15 protein-coding genes and 2 pseudogenes are annotated in these 19,067 nt (G+C 62.2%); 9 read left to right on the forward strand and 8 right to left on the reverse strand.

The genetic code is table 11. From position 1 onward, the window contains the following. Window positions 1–205: 205 nt before the first annotated feature. Together ACX93L_RS20935 and ACX93L_RS20940 are read left to right on the forward strand one after the other, a co-directional pair. Entirely contained in the window at window positions 206–1,729 is a 1,524-nt protein-coding gene (locus ACX93L_RS20935; RefSeq protein WP_459406642.1) for an oligosaccharide flippase family protein, read from the forward strand. Between the two features lie 49 nt (window positions 1,730–1,778). Further along, entirely contained in the window at window positions 1,779–2,594 is an 816-nt protein-coding gene (locus tag ACX93L_RS20940; protein ID WP_459406643.1) for a methyltransferase, TIGR04325 family, read from the forward strand. Between the two features lie 248 nt (window positions 2,595–2,842). Here the strand turns inward: ACX93L_RS20940 and ACX93L_RS20945 are convergent, their stop codons facing one another. The 5 genes from ACX93L_RS20945 to otnI all read right to left on the reverse strand — a co-directional run bounded on the left by ACX93L_RS20945 (window position 2,843) and on the right by otnI (window position 10,018). After that, on the reverse strand, window positions 2,843–3,517 hold the full coding sequence (locus ACX93L_RS20945; protein WP_459406644.1) for a sugar transferase: 675 nt from the start codon (window positions 3,515–3,517) through the stop codon (window positions 2,843–2,845). Between the two features lie 308 nt (window positions 3,518–3,825). Continuing rightward, window positions 3,826–4,059 carry a DUF2171 domain-containing protein gene (locus ACX93L_RS20950; RefSeq protein ID WP_459406645.1) on the reverse strand — a complete coding sequence of 78 codons (234 nt, stop codon included), beginning with the start codon at window positions 4,057–4,059 and terminating at the stop codon, window positions 3,826–3,828. 192 nt (window positions 4,060–4,251) lie between these two features. Next, a complete protein-coding gene (locus ACX93L_RS20955; protein WP_459406646.1) occupies window positions 4,252–7,086 on the reverse strand; it encodes a DNA translocase FtsK in 2,835 nt (944 codons plus the stop codon). A gap of 157 nt (window positions 7,087–7,243) precedes the next feature. After that, window positions 7,244–8,959, reverse strand: coding sequence for an FAD-dependent oxidoreductase (locus ACX93L_RS20960; protein WP_459406647.1), 1,716 nt, complete (start codon window positions 8,957–8,959; stop codon window positions 7,244–7,246). A 291-nt stretch (window positions 8,960–9,250) separates the two neighbouring features. Beyond that, on the reverse strand, window positions 9,251–10,018 hold the full coding sequence (otnI, locus tag ACX93L_RS20965) for a 2-oxo-tetronate isomerase (RefSeq protein ID WP_459406648.1): 768 nt from the start codon (window positions 10,016–10,018) through the stop codon (window positions 9,251–9,253). 247 nt (window positions 10,019–10,265) lie between these two features. On the opposite strand from otnI, the gene ACX93L_RS20970 reads away from it, so the two are divergent. Further along, on the forward strand, window positions 10,266–10,472 hold the full coding sequence (locus ACX93L_RS20970; protein ID WP_459406649.1) for a hypothetical protein: 207 nt from the start codon (window positions 10,266–10,268) through the stop codon (window positions 10,470–10,472). A gap of 225 nt (window positions 10,473–10,697) precedes the next feature. Here the strand turns inward: ACX93L_RS20970 and ACX93L_RS20975 are convergent, their stop codons facing one another. Continuing rightward, window positions 10,698–12,290 carry an isocitrate lyase gene (locus ACX93L_RS20975; protein WP_459406650.1) on the reverse strand — a complete coding sequence of 531 codons (1,593 nt, stop codon included), beginning with the start codon at window positions 12,288–12,290 and terminating at the stop codon, window positions 10,698–10,700. 127 nt (window positions 12,291–12,417) lie between these two features. Between ACX93L_RS20975 and ACX93L_RS20980 the strand changes: the two genes are divergently transcribed. Together ACX93L_RS20980 and ACX93L_RS20985 are read left to right on the forward strand one after the other, a co-directional pair. Then, a complete protein-coding gene (locus ACX93L_RS20980; RefSeq protein ID WP_459406651.1) occupies window positions 12,418–13,818 on the forward strand; it encodes a helix-turn-helix domain-containing protein in 1,401 nt (466 codons plus the stop codon). A gap of 172 nt (window positions 13,819–13,990) precedes the next feature. Continuing rightward, on the forward strand, window positions 13,991–14,137 hold the full coding sequence (locus ACX93L_RS20985) for a hypothetical protein (RefSeq protein ID WP_459406652.1): 147 nt from the start codon (window positions 13,991–13,993) through the stop codon (window positions 14,135–14,137). A gap of 226 nt (window positions 14,138–14,363) precedes the next feature. Here the strand turns inward: ACX93L_RS20985 and ACX93L_RS20990 are convergent, their stop codons facing one another. Further along, window positions 14,364–14,495 carry a hypothetical protein gene (locus tag ACX93L_RS20990; RefSeq protein WP_459406686.1) on the reverse strand — a complete coding sequence of 44 codons (132 nt, stop codon included), beginning with the start codon at window positions 14,493–14,495 and terminating at the stop codon, window positions 14,364–14,366. A gap of 8 nt (window positions 14,496–14,503) precedes the next feature. Here ACX93L_RS20990 and ACX93L_RS20995 point away from each other — a divergent pair. Then, window positions 14,504–14,740: pseudogene (locus ACX93L_RS20995) on the forward strand (dihydrodipicolinate synthase family protein); the annotation flags it as partial. Between the two features lie 288 nt (window positions 14,741–15,028). On the opposite strand, the gene ACX93L_RS21000 reads toward ACX93L_RS20995, so the two are convergent. Beyond that, complete coding sequence (locus ACX93L_RS21000) at window positions 15,029–17,023, reverse strand: oxidoreductase (protein WP_459406653.1); 1,995 nt, start codon at window positions 17,021–17,023, stop codon at window positions 15,029–15,031. 358 nt (window positions 17,024–17,381) lie between these two features. Between ACX93L_RS21000 and ACX93L_RS21005 the strand changes: the two genes are divergently transcribed. From ACX93L_RS21005 to ACX93L_RS21015, 3 genes and pseudogenes are all read left to right on the forward strand, one after another. Then, on the forward strand, window positions 17,382–18,407 hold the full coding sequence (locus ACX93L_RS21005) for a GlxA family transcriptional regulator (protein WP_459406654.1): 1,026 nt from the start codon (window positions 17,382–17,384) through the stop codon (window positions 18,405–18,407). 169 nt (window positions 18,408–18,576) lie between these two features. After that, on the forward strand, window positions 18,577–18,906 hold the full coding sequence (locus ACX93L_RS21010; protein WP_459406655.1) for a hypothetical protein: 330 nt from the start codon (window positions 18,577–18,579) through the stop codon (window positions 18,904–18,906). Then, window positions 18,894–19,043, forward strand: a pseudogene (locus ACX93L_RS21015) (FAD-dependent oxidoreductase); the annotation flags it as partial. The gene ACX93L_RS21010 and the pseudogene ACX93L_RS21015, both read left to right, overlap by 13 nt. Between the last annotated feature and the right edge of the window lie 24 nt (window positions 19,044–19,067).

Consider the following 19,067-nt stretch of genomic DNA (forward strand, 5'->3'; position numbering starts at 1 on the left):
GGCTGTATTTCAGATGCCACCCAGACCGGCCAATCATACTTGACCTTCTCCTCATTCCCGCCGTTCGTCCCGCCGCCGCGCAGAGCCGGCTACCTTCTGCGCATGCGATATTAGCGCGCAAATTCTGTCGAAAACAAAGCACGTTGAATATCAGGGCCGGAATCGGCAGTCGCGAGGATGCGATCGGACTTCCGGAAGAGTTGCAATGAGTACGATGTTTCGACGGCTGAATCAGCGCCTGCGAAAACTGCTTTCAGCCGTTTCCGCCCGCCTGCCGAAGCTCGTCAGCGACGGCATGTTCACCATCGCCGCCAAGGGCACGTCCCAGGTGGTGCAGCTTGCGATCTTCATTCTTGCCGCGCGCGTCCTGACCTCCGCCGAATTCGGGTTCTTCGCGTTCATCTCGGCCTTTCTGGTCATGCTGATCGTTCTGGCGGAAGGTGGCTGGGGGGAATTCCTGCTGAAGTCTCACGACACAGAGGCCGAACTGGACAAGATTGCCACCACAGCAATCGCCTCCGGTGGCATCGTGTCCGTGGCAACCTTGGCCGGAGCCGTTGTCACGACCCTCTGGCTCGCCGATCCCGTCCCCGGAAAGGTGCTGGGTATCTTCTCCGTTTTGATCTTCCTGTCTGCTCTTTCCACGATCTACGATGCAATTCTCATCTCACGCGGCCGGTTGAGGACCCAGGCGATCATCCGCATTGCTGCCGAACTTTTCGGCCTCGTCTTCGTGGCTTTCGGCCTGTGGGCAGGATGGAACATCTTCGCACTCTTTGCGGGACGGCTCGCCATGCAATCGATCACGCTCTTGAGCTCTGCCATTGCGGTGGGCTGGGTGCCACGATTGCGCATGACCCGTCCATTTCTCCGCGAGGTCCTGGGCTTCTCCAGGCATATTCTGGCGAACCGGCTGATCTTTTTCCTGCGTTCCTACTCTGCCACACTCGCCGTCGGGAGCTTTCTCGGCCTGTCCGAGGCTGGTTACTATCGGGCCGCCGAGCGTATTGTCTCCGGCATCTCAGAGCTTGTGGCCGAGCCGGCACGCATGCTTTCCTGGGTCGTCTTTCGCCGTGCGCGCGAACGCAACCCCCGTGAAGCCGGCGATGATGCGGCAATCATTGCCCGGGCGGCCAATACATTCCTCGTGCGCTTCATCGCGCTCGCCGCTCCGCTCTACCTCTGCCTTGCCCTTGCCTCCGGTGCGCTGGTGCATTTCGTGCTAGGCGAGAACTGGATGCCCGCGGCTGTGCTCGTCAGCATCCTGGCCGTGCGTCAGATGCTGCTCATACCGTCGAGCATCATAGAACCGCTGCTTTCGATGGTCGGTGAACTGAGGCGCCTTCCGCCGATTGCGCTCGCAAATGGCTCCGTGGCCATCCTGTTCATCGTCATGTTCGCCCCCTTCGGCCTGATACCGCTCGCTGTCGGGCAATGCCTGGTCGGTGCCTTCTGGCTGGCGACCATGATCCGCCTGCAGCAACGCCACGGCGGTCTCGATTGGATCGGCATCACGCGGCGCAGCGGACCAACCTTCGTCGCCCTCGCGGCCATGCTGGCCGCGGATACCGCGATCGATTTTATCGCCCTGCCGGATCTGATGCCGAGCGCCTTCACAAGCGGCTTCGAGATCTTTGCAGGTGCGCTGGTCTATGTGGCGGTTCTTATACTCTTCCACAGAATGGCGGTCGTGTCCGCCGCGCCAGCTTTCAGACAAAACAACTCATGAGGCCCTCTGGCGACAGATAATCGCAGGCGGCCAGGAAAGGGGAACAGACATGGCAATGATGAGCTCCGAAGCGGCAAACTCGATCCGGACCCTGGCCCACGGGCTGCGGCGGGGGATGGAACCGCTGCGCATTGCGGGCGGGCGGATGAAACTCCTGTCCCCCTTCCCGCCCCAGTTTTCCGGTGCCTATGCCACTTACGACCTCGCCGTTGCTGCGGGTAGACCCGGCAGCAAGATCGGCTTCGACCACGAAGACCTGACGGACGTGGCATTCGAACGGATGTGCGAAATCATGCCTTGGGACTATCCGGTCCTCTTCTGGCTGTCGCGTCTCCTGCCGGAGATCGACCTGCTGGTGGATGCCGGCGGTCACATGGGCACGAAGTTCCGCGCCTTCCGCAATCTGCTGCCGATCGAGTCGGAGGTCGACTGGGTGGTCTACGACGTGCCGGCGATCGTTCGGGCCGGCCGTCGCCGGGCGGAACTGGATGGCCTCGACAGACTGCGCTTCGTCGAGCGCATGGAGGACGCCGGGGCACCCGACCTCTTCATCGGATCCGGCCTCTTGCAGTATCTGGACGTCCCGCTGACATCGCTCCTGTCGCGCCTTCCTGAGTTGCCGAAACACGTGATCCTCAACAAGGTCGCCCTTCGCCAGGGCCCGACGGTCTTCACGCTGCAGCGCTTCGAGGATGTCACCGTCCCCTACCAGATCCGCAACGATGCCGGCTTCATGGCGGAGCTGTCGAGGCTTGGCTACCAGATGATGGATCGCTGGACGATACCGACCCTGTCGCACACGATCGAAACCCATCCCGAGCTCGGCGCCAGCGAGAGCACCGGCTTCTATTTCCGGCGGCCCTGAGCCCGCAATGCACGGATGATGTATCACGCGATCCTTGGCCGCGCCCCCGTCGCGGCCATTACCTTGACGGCAAGCTGCCAGCCCTCCACGGCGAGACGCGAGTGTCGAGACTGGAAGCCGAGCCGCCCTCCGGTTTCCGTCACGGCATGCGACACCGGCGTCTGAACGAGTGAATGCCGTTCAGGGCGGTGTTGATGGATCCTTATGGGCTGATGGAACCGTGGGCCGAAGTCCTGGACCTGCTCGGCTCAGCGCTCATTCTGCGCGAAGAGCACAACGCCGACGGTCTTCACGATGATGCCGATATCGGTGAAGAACGAGGCCTTGTGATAATAGTCCACGTCAAAACGGATGCGTTCCTCGTAGGTCGTGTCCGGACGGCGCGAAACCTGCCACAGCCCGGTGATACCGGGCGTCATCGCGAGATAGCAGTTGATCTGCGGGCCGTAGCGCTCGAGTTCATCCGCGACAATAGGTCGGGGACCGACGATGCTCATCTCACCGCGCAACACATTGAACAATTGAGGCAGTTCGTCGGCACTGGTCATGCGCAGGTACTTGCCCAGCCAATGCACGCGCGGATCTCCCTGCAGTTTCTGGGTCTGGGCCCATTCCTCCTGGCGCGCGGGGTCGGTTGCAAGCAGATCCGCCAGCACCCTGTCCGCATCGCGGCGCATGGTGCGGAATTTCAGGCAATGAAAGGTTCGGCCATTCTGACCGACGCGCTTGTGGCGAAAAATGATCGGGCGGCCATCAACGAGCAACAGGGCCGCCGCGATCAAGATCAATGCGGGGGACAGGAAGAGAAGAGCCGAAAGAGAAAAGATAATGTCGAATGCGCGTTTTCCGCCACGGCTTCCGCTTCTCTTCACGGAAGAGATGTTGGCATGCCGCTGTGCGACATTATCGGAAAACAATGACATTTCGTCTCACCTCCAGCTATCGCCAAAGCTGCCCGTCAAAGTGCAACTATGCAATTGCCCCTGAGGGGCACCGCTTCGTCACATTGAGGTAGATGAGAACTCCCATTTTCGGCCGAGCGGACGAGGGATGAGACAGGGACCGGCCCGACCAAGCCGACCCGGGAATTGGACACAGCGCCGTTGGGAGGCATCTTCCCTCCCGCGGTAGGCTCTGAACGGATGCTGGCAAATGCGAGACGGCACAAGGCCGCCTCGCGAAAGATGTTCGTATCACTATTCCAGAGGACACCTGGAAAGGCTATTCGCCGTCAGTTCAGGACTGTCCACTGCCGCGCAACATCGTCGGCGCTTATGGTGAGATGCACGTGCTCGTCGACGTGGTCGACCCAATCGAGCGGGATGAGATGATGCTTGCCATCCGGGGAATCGGTCTTCGTCAGCTTGATGCGGCTCGACCCCTCGAGATGATCGACAGTGCCAACATGGGCGCCATCAAACGCACGCACTTCCATGTGTTCACGAATCTGGTCAGCGGAAATCATTTGATTTCTCCTTTTTCAGAATTTGTCTCGAATTGCCCTTGGGGCAAGAGACTAACTCCGGGCGACTGACTTGGTTCCTGAAAGGGGCATATTGGGCCGTGACGGGTGTGGGTCGGGTATCTACCCGTCCCAAAGACGGCTTGGGTCGGCGTGGCCGGAAAGCCCACGGGGACCTACCGGCCGCTTCGACAACTATTCTTCTCCGCCAGCGCCCTGCGACCGCGGGCCAAGGATCTCGCGTTTGCCGACATGGTTCGGCGCGCCGACCAGGCCGTCCTGCTCCATGCGTTCGACTAGCGAAGCGGCACGGTTGTAGCCGATTGAAAGCCGGCGCTGGATATACGACGTCGAGCACTTCTTGTCGCGCTGGACGATCTTGACCGCTCGCTCGTAGAGATCGTCGCCCTCGTCTTCAGCACCCATCGCCGTATTGTCGAAGACGGCCGTGTCTTCGTCGTCCTCACCGGCACCGTCCTCGGTGTCTTCGGTGACGCTGCCGAGATAGGCTGGCTGCCCTTGCGTCTTCAGATGTGCGACGACCTTCTCCACCTCATGGTCAGACACGAAGGGACCATGCACGCGGGCGATCCTGCCGCCGCCCACCATGTGCAGCATGTCTCCCTGGCCGAGCAGATGTTCGGCGCCCTGCTCGCCGAGGATCGTCCGGCTGTCGATCTTGGAGGTCACCTGGAAGGAAATACGGGTCGGGAAATTGGCTTTGATCGTGCCGGTGATGACATCGACCGAAGGACGCTGGGTCGCCATGATCAGGTGGATGCCGGCCGCGCGCGCCATCTGCGCCAGCCGCTGGATCGCGCCTTCGATCTCCTTGCCGGCGACCATCATCAGGTCGGCCATCTCGTCGACGATCACCACGATATAGGGCAGCGCCGTCAGATCGAGTTCCTGGTCCTCGAACGTCTGCTCGCCCGTCGACCGGTCGAAACCGGAGGGCACGCTCAGCATGATCGTCTCGCCCTTGTCGCGAGCCTCCGCCACGCGGGCGTTGAAACCGTCGATATTGCGGACGCCGAGCCGCGACATCTTGCGATAACGCTCCTCCATCTCGCGCACGGCCCACTTCAGCGCCAGAACCGCCTTCTTCGGATCGGTGACGACGGGGGTCAGGAGATGCGGAATGCCGTCATAGACCGAGAGTTCGAGCATCTTCGGATCGACCATGATCAGGCGGCATTCCTCCGGCCGAAGATGGTAGATCAGGGACAAGATCATGGTGTTGATGGCGACCGACTTGCCCGAGCCGGTGGTGCCGGCGACGAGCAAGTGGGGCATCTTGGCGAGCTCCGCGATCACCGGTTCCCCGCCGATCGTCTTGCCGAGGCAGAGCGGCAGCCGATAGTCGGTCCCGACATAGCTGTGGCTCTCGATCAATTCGCGCAGGAACACCGTTTCGCGTTCGACATTGGGAAGCTCGATACCGATGACATTGCGTCCGGGCACGACGGCGACACGCGCCGAAAGTGCCGACATCGAACGGGCGATGTCGTCCGCGAGATTGATGACGCGCGAGGACTTGACGCCCGGTGCCGGCTCGAATTCGTAGAGCGTGACGACAGGACCGGGGCGCACGTCGATGATGTCGCCCTTGACCCCGAAATCCTCGAGAATGCTCTCAAGCAGGCCGGCACTCTGTTCCAGCGCATCCTGGCTCATCGGTCCCGCCAGCCGCGGCAGCGCCGACTGCAGTAGATCGACTGCGGGGAAGAGATAGTCTTCCGTCTGGACGAAAGAGAGCGGGCCGAGCGAACGGCGTGCGGAATGTGCGTGAAAACTCGTCTCGACCGGGGCGGGCGTCTGCGGCAGGGCCACTGATTCAACCGGAGCCGGCTCGACTGCGGGAACCGGCTCAGTCGCAACCGGAACCGCTGCAAGATCAGGCTCCCCGGCACTTGCGACCGGCTCGCTCCTCAGAGGCGCCCTCATTTCAACTTGCCGGTAGAGATGCACCGTTGACGGTGCGGAAGACACCTGCGGCACGGTCGGCATGACCGGCGCGGACGACACGTCCGCCACGGGCTCGGGCGGAAGCGTCATCCGGATTACGGCACCGACGACGGGTTTGACCGCCGCGACAGGCGTCGTAATCGGCGCCGGTCTCTCGATCGGCGGGCTTGGCACCGACGGTGCAATCGGCGTGGTTCGCGCAACGCGCGATGCTGCATGAGTTGGCGCACTGTCGGACGCACCAAGACTCATCATTTCCCAGAGCAGATGATCCGGAATGCCGGCAAACGGGCGGACGGGAGTAGTCTTTTGAGGCGTCACGGCGGCGGAAACTCTTTGTGGCTCGGCCAGCAGGCGCGTCGGGGAGACTGTGGCAGCGGACGCGGGGGCAACGACCTGCTCGATATGCGGGACCAGCGGCGCCGCAGACGTAACGACAACGGCAGGCGCAATCACAGGCGGTGGCATATTGACGGTCGGGCGTACGGGTTCGTTGCGAGGAATTGTGTGGGCGCCACGCGGCGGCACCCGGAGGGGGGCACCGGTCCGCGGCGGGAGAATGAGGCCGGACGTGGCTTTCGATCCAGCGGCGGCGGGTGACGCCTCTCCCTGATGAAGCGCCTGTGCGATCTGTCGCTGAAGGTCACCGACGGGCGAAGCCGCGGCCTGACCGGGCGGTGTCCAGACCGGATTGCCGCGGCCGATGATGTAGCTGCCGGCAACGCCATTCGTCTCGCCAACAACAGCCGCCGCGCCGCCTCTGCTGGAAGAGTCAACCGCCGGCGGGACCTCTCCTGCCCCCTCGGCCTCGCGCTTTGCGTAGGTCGGACCCGGGGTGCGGGTGAAGCGCACATTCGGTCCAAGAATGAAGGCGCGCTGCCAGGTCGGCAGCTTTTCCGGATCCAGAATGACGGCATCCGTGACCGGCTGCGGCACCATCCCCTCACCCGCGACCTGGACGTGCGGATGCACCTGCGGCCCTCGAACCGTATGCGGCGGCTCGCTGTCCTGTGCCATGGCGTCGGGATTGGAATTCGGAATACGGGAGGAGGGATTTTGCATGCTACGCGAGACCATCACACAAGCTGTCACACCAGTCTCGTTAATAGAAAGAAAACCTTAACCAGGTCTTGCCAAAGCCGCGATCGGCCACTCCATTTCGAAAAATCTTAAGAACGGAGCGGAACGTTGCGGGCACCTCTCGCGATGTACCCGAAGGCTAGGGACGCCAGAGTTCCGCATTGAGATGGTCGGCCAATCGGATCGCGAAAGCGAGGATCATCAAGGTTGGATTGGCGTGCCCGCTGGTCGGAAAGACGGAGCCGCCGGCGACGTAGAGATTGGGCAAGCCGTGGACCCGGCAGTCCGGATCGACGACGCCCGTCCGCGGATCGGCCGACATGCGGGTGGTGCCAAGCGTATGCGCCATGTCGATGATGACGATGTCCTCCGGCCTGCGGTCGGCGGCCCAGTCTTCCAGCACCGGCACCGGCAAACCGGCGCCGGCGAGCGCGGTCCGGGAAAGCTCGGCGAGCCGCAGCAGGGTGCGGCGTTCCGCATCGTTGATCCGCCAGTCGACCTTCGCAACCGGCACGCCGAACCGGTCCTTGCCCGTCCCGAGGCTGACCCGGCTTTCGGGGTTCGGCGCCTGCTCGGAGATTGCTTCGATCCGAAGCCCGGCAAGCTTGTGCGGCAGCCCGTGATCCTGGAACTCGTTCGCCACCATGTTCGGCGAGAACCGAATGGCGGTATTAATTACGAGATCCTTGAAGGCCTTGGGCGTCCGCTCGTCGGCCAGAACTTTCATACCAATCCCTTTGACGAGAAGGCCGGAACCGCCGGCCACCGAAAGGAGATCACGCCCCACCGCCTCGCTGCGATGCCTGAGCAGCCGCTTCAGCGCATCCCAGGGATCGTCAGGCGCCCGTTCGGTCGAAAAATAGATCGCAGCATTGAGCAGCTGCTCTCGCTCCTGCATTTCCGGAGACAGCGCAAGCCCGTGCATGAACATGTGGGCCCGGCCCTTGTGTCGAATTCCGTAGAAACCAAACAGCTTGGCAAGGACTGCCATCTGCTCGGTCGGTATGCGCCCGACCCGGGACGCGGCATGATCCATGAGATAGCGTCCGACCACGTCATGATGATTGCCGATGCCGTTGCCGTGGACGTCGTTCGAGGCAAGAAGCAGGCGCGCATTCTCTATGCCGCTCGCCGCCAGCACGCAGCATTTCGCCTCGACCCGGGCACGCCTGCCGCCAATGCTCGACACATCCAAGTGCGAGAACCGCGCGCCATCCGGGCTGAGGCCTATATGGGTGACGGAGGCGTCCAACAGGATATGCGTGTTGGCGGGTCGTTGCGCCAGGAGCTCCCGGCCGAAACGCATCACGTCCATCCGGTCGACGCGCGAACGGGCGAACTGCCAGTAGAAGGAATTCAGCCCCTCCCCCGCGAACCGGATCGGCGGGTTGTCGGGGCAGAGATTGAGCACCGCCATGGCGCGCTCGATGCACGGTTCGATCTGGTCCCGATCAACCGGCCAACCCGAGTTGGCAACCCAGTCGCGGCTGGCGAAATCGATTTCGTCGAAAGGAGCCGATTTTCCTGCCCAGGCATGGGTCGAGCCGCCAAGCGCGCGGCAACGCACGCCGAAGGACTGGACATCCTCCTTCCAGAAGGGAGCTTGCGGGCCGTGAAATTCCACGCGCTTCCGGCGCTGCGCCTCGGTTCGCGGCTCGCCTGCACACTCCACCGCATTGAGCGCGGAATGGTCCGGGTTCTCAACTTCCAAACCGCTTTCGACGACGAGCACTTTTAGGCCCGCCCGCGCGCACTGTGCGGCGATCGTCAATCCGGTCGGGCCACCCCCGATGATGACGAGATCCGCACCGATGGTCGAATTGTCGTCATAGTCGGACAACCTTTCGATTTTCATTCCAACCACTTCCGTCCGCACTGGAGATATTCGACCAAAAAGCAGGCGTGGATCGACCGGCTTGCAGAGCAGTTTTCGGCGAGAGAACGGAAGCGACAAGCCCCCTTTCCGGATGAAGTGCCAGCCAGAGGGGCGAAGGTCTTCGGGAAAGACTAATCGCTGCTGCGCCGAAAGGCGCAGATACGCACTGCTTTAGGGAAAGCCGTGGATGCAAACCCGCATGACGAACGCCATGCCACAAGAAGAGCAAGGAACAGGTAAGGACACCGAAACCCGAGGCCCTGTCGGGATTTACCAGGCCTTCAGCCAGGAAAGCCCGTCTTCCGTCCTGCCGGCCGGGCGGTATTCACAGCCGACAAAGCCGTCATAACCAAGAGCGTCGATCTCGGAGAAGATTAGCGCATCGTTCAGTTCACCCGTCCCCGGCTCGTTGCGTTTCGGTACGGAGGCAACCTGGATATGGGCAATCCACGGCATCATGCTGCGAAGGGCCATGATTACATCGCCATGAAGGATCTGGCGATGATAGATGTCGAACTGAAGGCGTAGGTTTGGACAGTCGATCTTCCTGACAATGTCGAGTGCGACGTCGAAGTCGTCGAGGAAGTAACCCGGCATGTCACGTCGATTGATCGGCTCTATGACCAATCCGACGCCGGCGTCTGCGGCGCAATCGGATGCGAACCGCAATGCGTCGAGATAGCGTGTCATAGCAGCCGTGTCACGCCGGTCGGCCAAGCCCGCCATCACGTGCAGCAAGGGTGAACCGATGATCTTCGCATAGCCGAGGGCGGTGTCGACGGATGCACGAAACGCCTCCTCGCGACCCGCCACTGCCGCGAGCCCGCGTTCGCCGGCGTGCCAGTTGCCGGGGGGCATGTTGAAGAGCGCCTGGGAAAGTCCGGCCCTTTGCAGTTTCTCCGCCAGCAATTCCGCCGGATGGTCATACGGAAACAGGAACTCGACGGCCTCGAAGCCTGCATCGGCTGCCGCCTGGAACCGGTCGAGAAACGCGTGCTCGTTGAACATCATGGTCAGGTTGGCAGCAAAACGCGGCATCGGGTGACGTTCCTCTCCATGTCCAGACGAGCGAGACAGACACCCTCGCCGGCGGGCATCGCGCATCGGCAATTTCGCATCCCGCCGCCTCGATCAAACAGGCAAGTCTGTCTCCCATCCAGCCACGTCCCGCAAGCGAAATCCCTGCCCGACCGGGCAAGGTGCGCGCCTGCTCTCCTTTGTCAGCTCTTCAAACCTCGAAGAGATCGCGGTAAGGCATCGCTTCGGACAACCGCGGAGAACAGACATGGAAACGGTGGAAATCAATGGTCGCGGCGACTTTGCCTTGTGGGCAATCCAGCGGGCGCAGGAGATTGTCACGGCAGAAGGCGCCGCCTTCGCGCTCGCCGCCCGCGACATGGACGAAGAGGCGCTCGCACAAACCGCCGCCGCCCTCGGCAAGGCGATCAGCGAAGCCATGCTTGAAGTCTTCGACGGACTGGTCGGCGAATAGGGTACGCATTTGCCGCTCTTTGCAGATGATGCGTGAAACGTCTGCCGGTCTTGGCCTGAGGCAACGAGCGGTTGGTTGTTTCGAGGGGAGGCTGTGAATGAAAGAGGACTTCACCGTCCCCGGCGATAGGACCAACAGCAATCAGACTGATCTGCTCACACGCTCTTTGAAGTCCAGGAGCCCTGTTGCGGGACGCATCGCGATGCGTCCCGCAGGAAGTTAGGTTTAGGCGGCAAACTGGTTCATGGTGTTATGGGCACCGCCAGCCTTGAGGGCCGCTTCACCGGCGAAGTATTCCTTGTGATCGTCGCCGAGGTCCGAGCCCGCCATGTTCTGGTGCTTGACGCAGGCGATCCCTTCGCGGATTTCCTTGCGCTGAACGCCCTTGACGTAACCGAGCATACCGGCATCGCCGAAGTATTCCTTGGCGAGATTGTCGGTCGACAGGGCTGCCGTGTGGTAGGTCGGCAGGGTGATCAGATGATGGAAGATGCCGGCGCGCTTTGCGGCGTCGCGCTGGAAGGTCCGGATCTTTTCATCAGCCTCTGCCCCGAGTTCGGTCGCATCGTAGTCGACGCTCATCAACTTGGCGCGGTCGTAAGCCGAGACATCCTTGCCTTCCTTGACCCAGGCATCGAAGACCTGCTGGCGGAAGTTGAGCGTCCAGTTGAACGACGGCGAGTTGTTGTAGACGAGCTTTGCGTTCGGGATGACTTCGCGGACGCGGTCAACCATGCCGGCGATCTGCTCGATATGGGGCTTTTCCGTCTCGATCCACAGCAGGTCGGCGCCATTGTTCAGCGAGGTGATGCAATCGAGAACGCAGCGGTCTGCACCGGTCCCCTCGCGGAACTGGTAAAGATTGGACGGCAGGCGCTTCGGGCGCATCAGCTTGCCACCGCGATTGATGATGACATCGCCGTTGATGCTGCTGGCGTCGGCAACTTCCTCGCAATCGAGGAAGGCGTTGTAAAGGTCGCCGATGTCGCCGGGTTCCTTGCTGAAGGCGATCTGCTTGGTCAGGCCGGCGCCGAGGGAATCGGTACGGGCGACGATGATTCCGTTGTCGACGCCCATCTCCAGGAAGGCGTAACGGCAGGCACGGATCTTCGCGATGAAGTCTTCATGCGGAACGGTGACCTTGCCGTCCTGGTGGCCGCACTGCTTCTCATCGGAAACCTGGTTTTCGATCTGAAGGGCACACGCGCCCGCCTCGATCATCTTCTTGGCAAGCAGATAGGTGGCTTCCGCATTGCCGAAACCGGCGTCGATGTCGGCGATGATCGGAACGACGTGCGTCTGGTAGTTTTCGACCTGCTGCTGCAGCTGCTTTTCGCGGGCGATGTCGCCGGCGGCACGGGCGGCGTCGATATCACGGAACAGCATGCCGAGTTCGCGGGCATCCGCCTGACGCAGGAAGGTGTAAAGTTCTTCGATCAGCGCCGGGACGCTGGTCTTTTCATGCATCGACTGGTCCGGAAGCGGACCGAATTCGGAGCGAAGAGCGGCAACCATCCAGCCGGAGAGGTAAAGATAGCGACCCTTGGTCGAGCCGAAATGCTTCTTGATCGAGATCATCTTCTGCTGGCCGATGAAGCCGTGCCAGCAACCCAGCGACTGGGTGTAGTTGGCCGGATCGGCATCGTAGGCAGCCATGTCGCGACGCATGATGTCGGCGGTGTAGCGGGCGATATCGAGACCCGTCTTGAACCGGTTCTGCAGCCGCATCCGGGCAACGGCTTCGGAGGTGATGCCGCTCCAGTTCGGATTGGCAGCGATCAGGTTGTCGATTTTCGCAAGATCAGTTGTGTAGGCCATCAGAGCACTCCCTTCAATTCGATGGGTGAGTGATATCCGATCGGCGGAAGGGACAGGAGAGGGCATGATGTGCACTTGTCATACTTTACAAAACTTGCTTGTAATGTTGTAAAGAAGGAGTCGAGCGATGGCGGAAAAGCAGGGCGTCTATCTCGGTACCCGTTTGCGCAGGCTGCGGCGCAATCTCGGCCTGACCCAAAACGAAATGGCGAGCGACCTCGAGATCTCGCCTTCCTATATCGCGCTGATGGAGCGCAACCACCGTCCCGTCACGGCGGAGATCCTGCTTCGGCTGGCGCGGTCCTACAAGATCGACATGTCTGATCTCGCCGGTGATGGCGGCGCGGATCATGCGGCGCGCCTCCAGACCGTCATGAAGGATCCGATCTTCGCCGATATCGACTTCGCGGCAACGGAGATTGCCGAAGTTGCCAGCAGCTTTCCCGCGTTCAGTGAGGCGATGCTGCGCCTTTACACGACCTACCGGGAGGAGCAGTTGGCCCTGGCCGACCGCCTTCCCGATCAGCGCGGCGGCAGTTCATCTGTGATCGATCCGGTGGCGGCGACACGCCGCTTCCTCGCTGCGCGTCGAAACAGCTTTCCGAACCTCGACACCATCGCCGAGCGCCTGGCCACGACGGTCGCCGAGAAGGGCGGCATGACTGCCTATTTGACCGAAAGGCACGGGCTTCGGATACGAAGACTGCCGTCTTCAGTGATGTCGGACTCGCTGCGAAGGCACGATCTGCACCGCAAACAGATACTTCTCGACGAGTCGCTCGACATGGCGAGCCAGCAGTTTCAGCTGGCTCAGCAACTTGCCTATCTGGAGTTTGGCAGAGAAATTGCCGCCGCGGTTCACGAGGGCGGCTTTACGGATCAGGCGAGCGAGCGCCTGACGCACAGGGCATTGGCGAGCTACTGCGCCGCTGCCTTGCTCATGCCTTACTCGGCGTTTGCGAAAGCCGTCGAAGCAAAACGGTACGATCTGGCAGCGCTGTCGCGTCAATTCGGCACGAGTTTCGAGCAGACGGCTCATCGGCTTACGACCCTTCAGAAACCCGGGCAGGAACGCATTCCGTTCTTCTTCGTTCGCATCGATTCGGCTGGCAACGTATCCAAGCGGCTGGATGGCGCTCACTTCCCGTTTTCGACCTATGGAGGCGGCTGCCCGCTCTGGAACGTGCACCAGGTCTTCCGCACACCCGGCGAGATCGTGACGCAATGGCTTGAGTTTCCGGACGGGCAGAAGTTTTTCTCGATCGCACGCACGGTCAGCGCTGGAGGAGGAGCATTCGGTGTCACTCGGGTTGACCGAGCTGTAGCGCTGGTTTGCGATGCGCAGCACGCTGAGCGCCTCGTCTATGTCCGTCCTGAAACGGATCGTACGCCCACGCCCGTCGGCATGGCCTGCCGCCTCTGTCAACGTGCGACATGCACCTCCCGCGCAGAGCCGCCGATCGGCCGCCAAATACTGGTCGATGACTATCGCCGGACAGTGGCCCCGTTTGGCTTCGAGGATACGTGAGAGCTAGCCTCTCCCCGGACTGGTGTGCTCGAAAGCGGCGTTGCACCGCTCGGCTCCTCCGCCGGAACCTCACGGCGCTGGAACCGTTCGCAACACGCTCCCCGGCATCGCCTCCATCTTTTCAGGACGAATTCGGAACGCGCGGCTAACGATCGGCCCGAAAGCGAAATGAGTGTTTCCGTTTTTCCCCAGAGCCCCGGTCGCCTGCTATGCCTGCCTCGGCACCACGCTCACCCGCATCATGACCGACAACAACTCGTGTCACAGATCGAAAGCCTTTGCCGAGGCCCGCCGCACGCTCGACATCAGGCGTGTCTAGACCAGGCCCGACAACGCAAAGACCACTGGAATGGCGGGGCGCTTCATCCAGGCAGCCCTGCGAGAGTGGCATAGGCCGTATGCCTATCTGGCCTTTGAGCGCCGCGCTGCTGAACGGCCAATCTGGCCTTACCAATACAAATGGCTCTGCCATACGGCAGCCTGAACTCAAAAACTTCTATCCGTCGCGTCGGCCTCAACCGACACAACCTCTTGAGACTCCACAGCTAAACGCCGAGCGGTATCTGCATGCCTTCTGGCGCCGCATACATCGCCATGTTCTTCCGTGACAGATCCAAGTGTTTGCGCACCAGCGTCTCGGCGCGATCGGCGTCATGGTTGGCGACCGCATCGATGATTTCGTCGTGCTGGCGCGGGGCTTCCCGTCATCGGCTACAACGTTCCCCACGCCGTCGGCGTGACAGTCACGCCGACACTGCTCCGGGAGCTCTGTGAAATTCCGAATTTCTGCGCCGTCAAGAACAGCAGTGGCGACCTTGGCAAGCAAGCCTCGCACATTCGCACGGGCCTGCCCGTGATGAACGGCGCCGATCATCTCGTCCCGTTCGCACTCTTCGCGGGATGCAACGGCCTTATCAGGGGCCGGATGCTCCACATCTTCACCTTTGCCTCGATGACCCGCAGGCTCGCCCCCGATCTATTGCCGGGTCATCGCAAATGGGCGGCGACGCCGGCCCTCCCGATGGGCACCACGATCCGGCGCGTTCCGGACGGAGATAGCGACCGCATCCTCGAGCGCTCGCGCTACACCTATCACCCCGGCATCGTCGCGGGAGACTGTACGCTCCGCCGCGCCGGAACGGCCGCCCGGGAAAGGCGGTCGTTCCGGCTGATCACCCGCACAGCAACGCCCGCCCCTCTCGCTGTTCACCTAGCTGCGCCCGATCGCCATTGCAGCGCGACGCCCCTCGTAGAAGGCATAGGGCGCCTGCCGCGGCGCGACGCCGTCCCCGATTTCGACGAAGGTGATGCCGAGCTCGGCCAGTTCGAGCGCCAGCCAGTTTGCCGTGACATTCGTCGTGGCAAACACCAGACTGTCCGCATCGATCACCTCGTTCGCGCCGGTCAGATGCGAACGGAGCGTCGCGGAATTGCCCTGCCAACTCTCGACGCTGGTTTCCGTGCGGAACTGAACACCGAGCCCGCTCAGTGTCCGGCGCAGGGCAATATCGGCCGCAGTTCGCTGCAGTTCCTTTCCGACGAGGGCATCGGGCGTAACGAGCACCACCTGATGGCCCTGTTCGGCAAGCTTCCACGCCGTACCGCAACCCTTCCAGCCACCCGTCTCGTCGACGACAACGACCCGCGATCCAAGCCGCGCCTGGCGCGCCATCACGCTCTCGGCCGAGTGAACGTTTCCGCGCTCGATACCGACGAGAGAGGCCCGGTCCGGCATCGCCTTCTGGAACCCGTTGTCCTGCGGTTGGGATCCGGTCGCCAGTACGACTGTATCCGCCCCGATCGCGGCAACGTCGCTTCCCTCTACATAGGTGTTCAGGCGTATCTCGACACCGAGCTTTTCGAAGCGGGTTTCGTACCAGCGGATGAGATCGAGGATCTGTGCCCGCCGCGGCTGTTCGCCAGCCAGACGGAACGCCCCGCCAAGCCGATCCGATGCCTCGGCGAGCACGACCTTGTGGCCTCGCTCTGCAGCGACGCGCGCCGCCTCGAGCCCCGCGGGTCCGCCCCCCACGACCAACACGGTCCGGGGATCGGCAACCCGTTCGAACCGGTCGCCGCCCCACTCGGCCTCACGTCCGACCGAGGGGTTGATGAGACAGCTGATCCAGTAGTCGCGGGAGCGTCGGCCCCAGCACATCTGGTTGCAGGAGAGGCAGCCCCGGATGTCTTCGGGCGTACCCTGCCGCGCCTTGTTCGCCAGATGCGGGTCGGCGATCTGGCCGCGGACGATGGAGACAAGATCAGCAGAGCCCTCGCCGATCGTGATCTCGGCATTCTCCGGTGTCCGGATATGGCTCTCCGCCGTGACCAGCGCGTGCCGGACAGCCTGCTTGAGGCGGGCGGACAACGACGTTCCCAATCGCTCGGGATAGAGAAAGGTCGGCATCAGGCTTCCATAGTCGAAATAGCCGCCGGACCCGCAGGTGACGTAGTCGATGAGGTGGTCCTGATCCAGACCGGAAACGATCTCGGTCAACTGGTCGCGGTTGAGTGCGGTCGGACAGCTCGGCTCATCACTGACGGCCAGCCCGACGATGAAACCCGGACCGCAGGTCTGGCGGATGCGAGTCAGGATCTCCCGCGAGAAACGCATTCTGTTCTCGAGACTGCCGCCCCAGCGATCCTCGCGGCGATTGTAGAAGGGGGTCCAGAACTGGTCGAGAAGCCCGCCATAGGCCGCCCATACCTCCACGCCATCGAAGCCCGCGGCCTTGCAGCGCAGTGCTGCATTGACGAAAGCCGTGATCGTTTCCTCGATCTCCGCCTCGGTCATCGCATGGGAGCCGTCGCTGTCGTGATAGCTGGGGCCGCCCGAAGGAGACCAGTGGGCGTGGAAGGACAGGTCGGAATCCCCATGGCTACCGACGTGATAGAGTTGCTGGAGCACGACCGCGCCGTGCTGCTTGACGCTGTCCGTCAGCTTCCGGAATGCCGGGATCACCGAGTCGTCGCACGTCCTGAAGTTTCCGCGCGTCAGGACCGCGGCGGGATGGACCGGCATCGGCTCCACGACGATCATGGCCGCGCCCCCGATGGCCCGCTCGACATAATAGGCAATCGTCTGATCGCCGGGCAGTCCGTTCACGGACATGTTGGCCGTGTGGGCGCCGAACACGATCCTGTTGCGCAGGGTGTGCCCTGCAAGGGTTACCTCCGAGAAGGTCTTCGGAAAAAGAGCGATCATGAGGAGATCCTGTTTCAGTGACATGACGTCCGGACAATGCCGGCTGGAAGGGTGGCAGGCCGTCGGCAGAACGCTGTCACCGCCAATTTCGTTCGCCCATCCGGGCGGTTCTGGCAGGCAGCCGATCGAAGGGAATCTGGTCCGCTATCTACAGTTTTGTGTTTCGCAACGGACCTCATCTGCCACCTCCCAATGACCCCGACATCGGCGGCACCCCTTGTCACAGGCGCCACAGAGAGCTTGAATTCCGGATTCGCCTGCTAAGCCCCCGCCAATGCCAGTTCGAAGCTATTTGTCTTGCTGGCTGCCGTATTGTATGTTTCGGACAAATTCGATTATGGCCCGGAGACTGTGCAGCTTGCCGCACGACTATTCCCAATTGGGGCCGAGCAGACCCTCGCCCGAGGTTGCCGCGCCACTACGCGTCGGGATCGTCGTCACGCCGAACTTCACCCTGATGCCGCTAGCCTGCTTCACCGACTTCCTTCGCCTGGCGGGCGACGAAAGCGACTTCAGCAGGCGTATCTATTGCGACTGGGATCTGCTGTCGCACAATCTCGATCCGGTCAGGGCAAGCTGCGGTCTGGAGATGATCCCGGGAGGCGTCTATGCCGACCCGCGGGACTATGACTTCATCGTCGTGCACGGGGGCATTTTGCACGGCGAGCAGACGACACCGCCAGAGCTCTACGCGTTCGTCGCCACCGCCGCCCGCCATGGGATACCGGTGGCCGGCAACTGTTCGGGCAGTTTCATTCTGGCAGAAATGGGTCTCCTCGCCGGGAAAAGATGCGCCGTTCATTTCGCCCTGGCCGGGGCTCTGCGCCAGAATTTTCCGGACATCATTCCCGTCACGGATCGGCCCGTCGTGGCCGACGGAAACATCATTACCTGTCCCGGCGGCCTCGCATCGATCAAGCTCGCCATGTATCTGGTCTCCAATGCCTGCGGCGAGTCCCGGGCACACAAGGCCTATCACTATCTCCTCGGCGATCATGGCTTCGACAAGGACGGCGTGATCGAGGAGCATGACCTCGGCCTGAACTGCGACGATCGCCGCGTCGCCAATGCGATCGGCCTGATGCGACAAAAGATGTACGAACTCTGCTCGGTCGCCGAGATCGCTGCGAGCGTCGGGACCTCGGAGCGCGAACTGTCTCGCCTTTTCCAAAAGCACCTTCAGCTGGCGCCGAGCCAGTACTGGCGCCAGATGCGTCTCAAGGCGGCGCGATGGATGGTTCTCAACAGCGACCGGTCCATCGCCCAGATCGCCTACGAATGCGGCTTCTCCGACTGCGCCCATCTCGTCAACTGGTTCAAGCGCACATACGAGATTACCCCCGCGAAGCTTCGCCGGTCACATCGGGAACTCGGGCTTCGCTGACGCCGACCGGTCCCTGACGGTGTGCATCGCACCGGAAGCCCCCTTGCCGTTCCAGCACCGCCATCACACACACTCTGCAAGCGGCATGTGATTGCTTTGGACGACTGCCGACGCTGTGCCCGCAGCCGTGCGCCGCCTTCTGGAAAATGATCCGGCAACGAGGATCGCGGTGCTCGACGCCAGTCGGCTGGCAGAAGCCGCCTCCGGCCGCAATACCGGTTTCATGATCGATCTTCCGCACGATCTCTCCTCCGACGACCACACTGGCAAGGGCCTTGCCGCGGACAGGCGGATGATTGCCCTCAACCGCATGGCGATTGCCTTCGCCCGCGCCAATGTCGAGGAATATGGGATCAACCTCCCCTTCTTCGACCCGGCCGGAAAGATCAACGGTGCGGCGAGTACAGCGGGTCATCACCGGAACCTGAGCTACGCGTCGCACCTCGCGACCCTCGGCGAGAGGGGGAAATGCTCGACGCGAAGGCCATGCATAAGGTGACCGGCAGCCGCCACTATATCTCGGGCCTATTCACGCCAGGCACCGTGATGCTGCAGCCCGCCGGCTATGTCCGCTCTCTCGGCGAAGGCCTGCGGCGCGACGGCGGCCATGTGCTCGAATGCACGCCGGTGCAACGCTTCGAAAGGACCGGCGTGACCTGG

The organism is Rhizobium sp. CAU 1783 (assembly GCF_054551725.1).

Bases quoted from the DNA above. Each gene is read 5' to 3' on its own strand.
- otnI (WP_459406648.1), bottom strand. From the start codon at position 10,018: ATGCCGCGTTTTGCTGCCAACCTGACCATGATGTTCAACGAGCACGCG.
- ACX93L_RS20970 (WP_459406649.1), top strand. From the start codon at position 10,266: ATGGAAACGGTGGAAATCAATGGTCGCGGCGACTTTGCCTTGTGGGCA.
- ACX93L_RS20935 (WP_459406642.1), top strand. From the start codon at position 206: ATGAGTACGATGTTTCGACGGCTGAATCAGCGCCTGCGAAAACTGCTT.
- ACX93L_RS20975 (WP_459406650.1), bottom strand. From the start codon at position 12,290: ATGGCCTACACAACTGATCTTGCGAAAATCGACAACCTGATCGCTGCC.
- ACX93L_RS20945 (WP_459406644.1), bottom strand. From the start codon at position 3,517: ATGTCATTGTTTTCCGATAATGTCGCACAGCGGCATGCCAACATCTCT.
- ACX93L_RS20950 (WP_459406645.1), bottom strand. From the start codon at position 4,059: ATGATTTCCGCTGACCAGATTCGTGAACACATGGAAGTGCGTGCGTTT.
- ACX93L_RS20955 (WP_459406646.1), bottom strand. From the start codon at position 7,086: ATGCAAAATCCCTCCTCCCGTATTCCGAATTCCAATCCCGACGCCATG.
- ACX93L_RS21000 (WP_459406653.1), bottom strand. From the start codon at position 17,023: ATGATCGCTCTTTTTCCGAAGACCTTCTCGGAGGTAACCCTTGCAGGG.
- ACX93L_RS20960 (WP_459406647.1), bottom strand. From the start codon at position 8,959: ATGAAAATCGAAAGGTTGTCCGACTATGACGACAATTCGACCATCGGT.
- ACX93L_RS20980 (WP_459406651.1), top strand. From the start codon at position 12,418: ATGGCGGAAAAGCAGGGCGTCTATCTCGGTACCCGTTTGCGCAGGCTG.
- ACX93L_RS20940 (WP_459406643.1), top strand. From the start codon at position 1,779: ATGGCAATGATGAGCTCCGAAGCGGCAAACTCGATCCGGACCCTGGCC.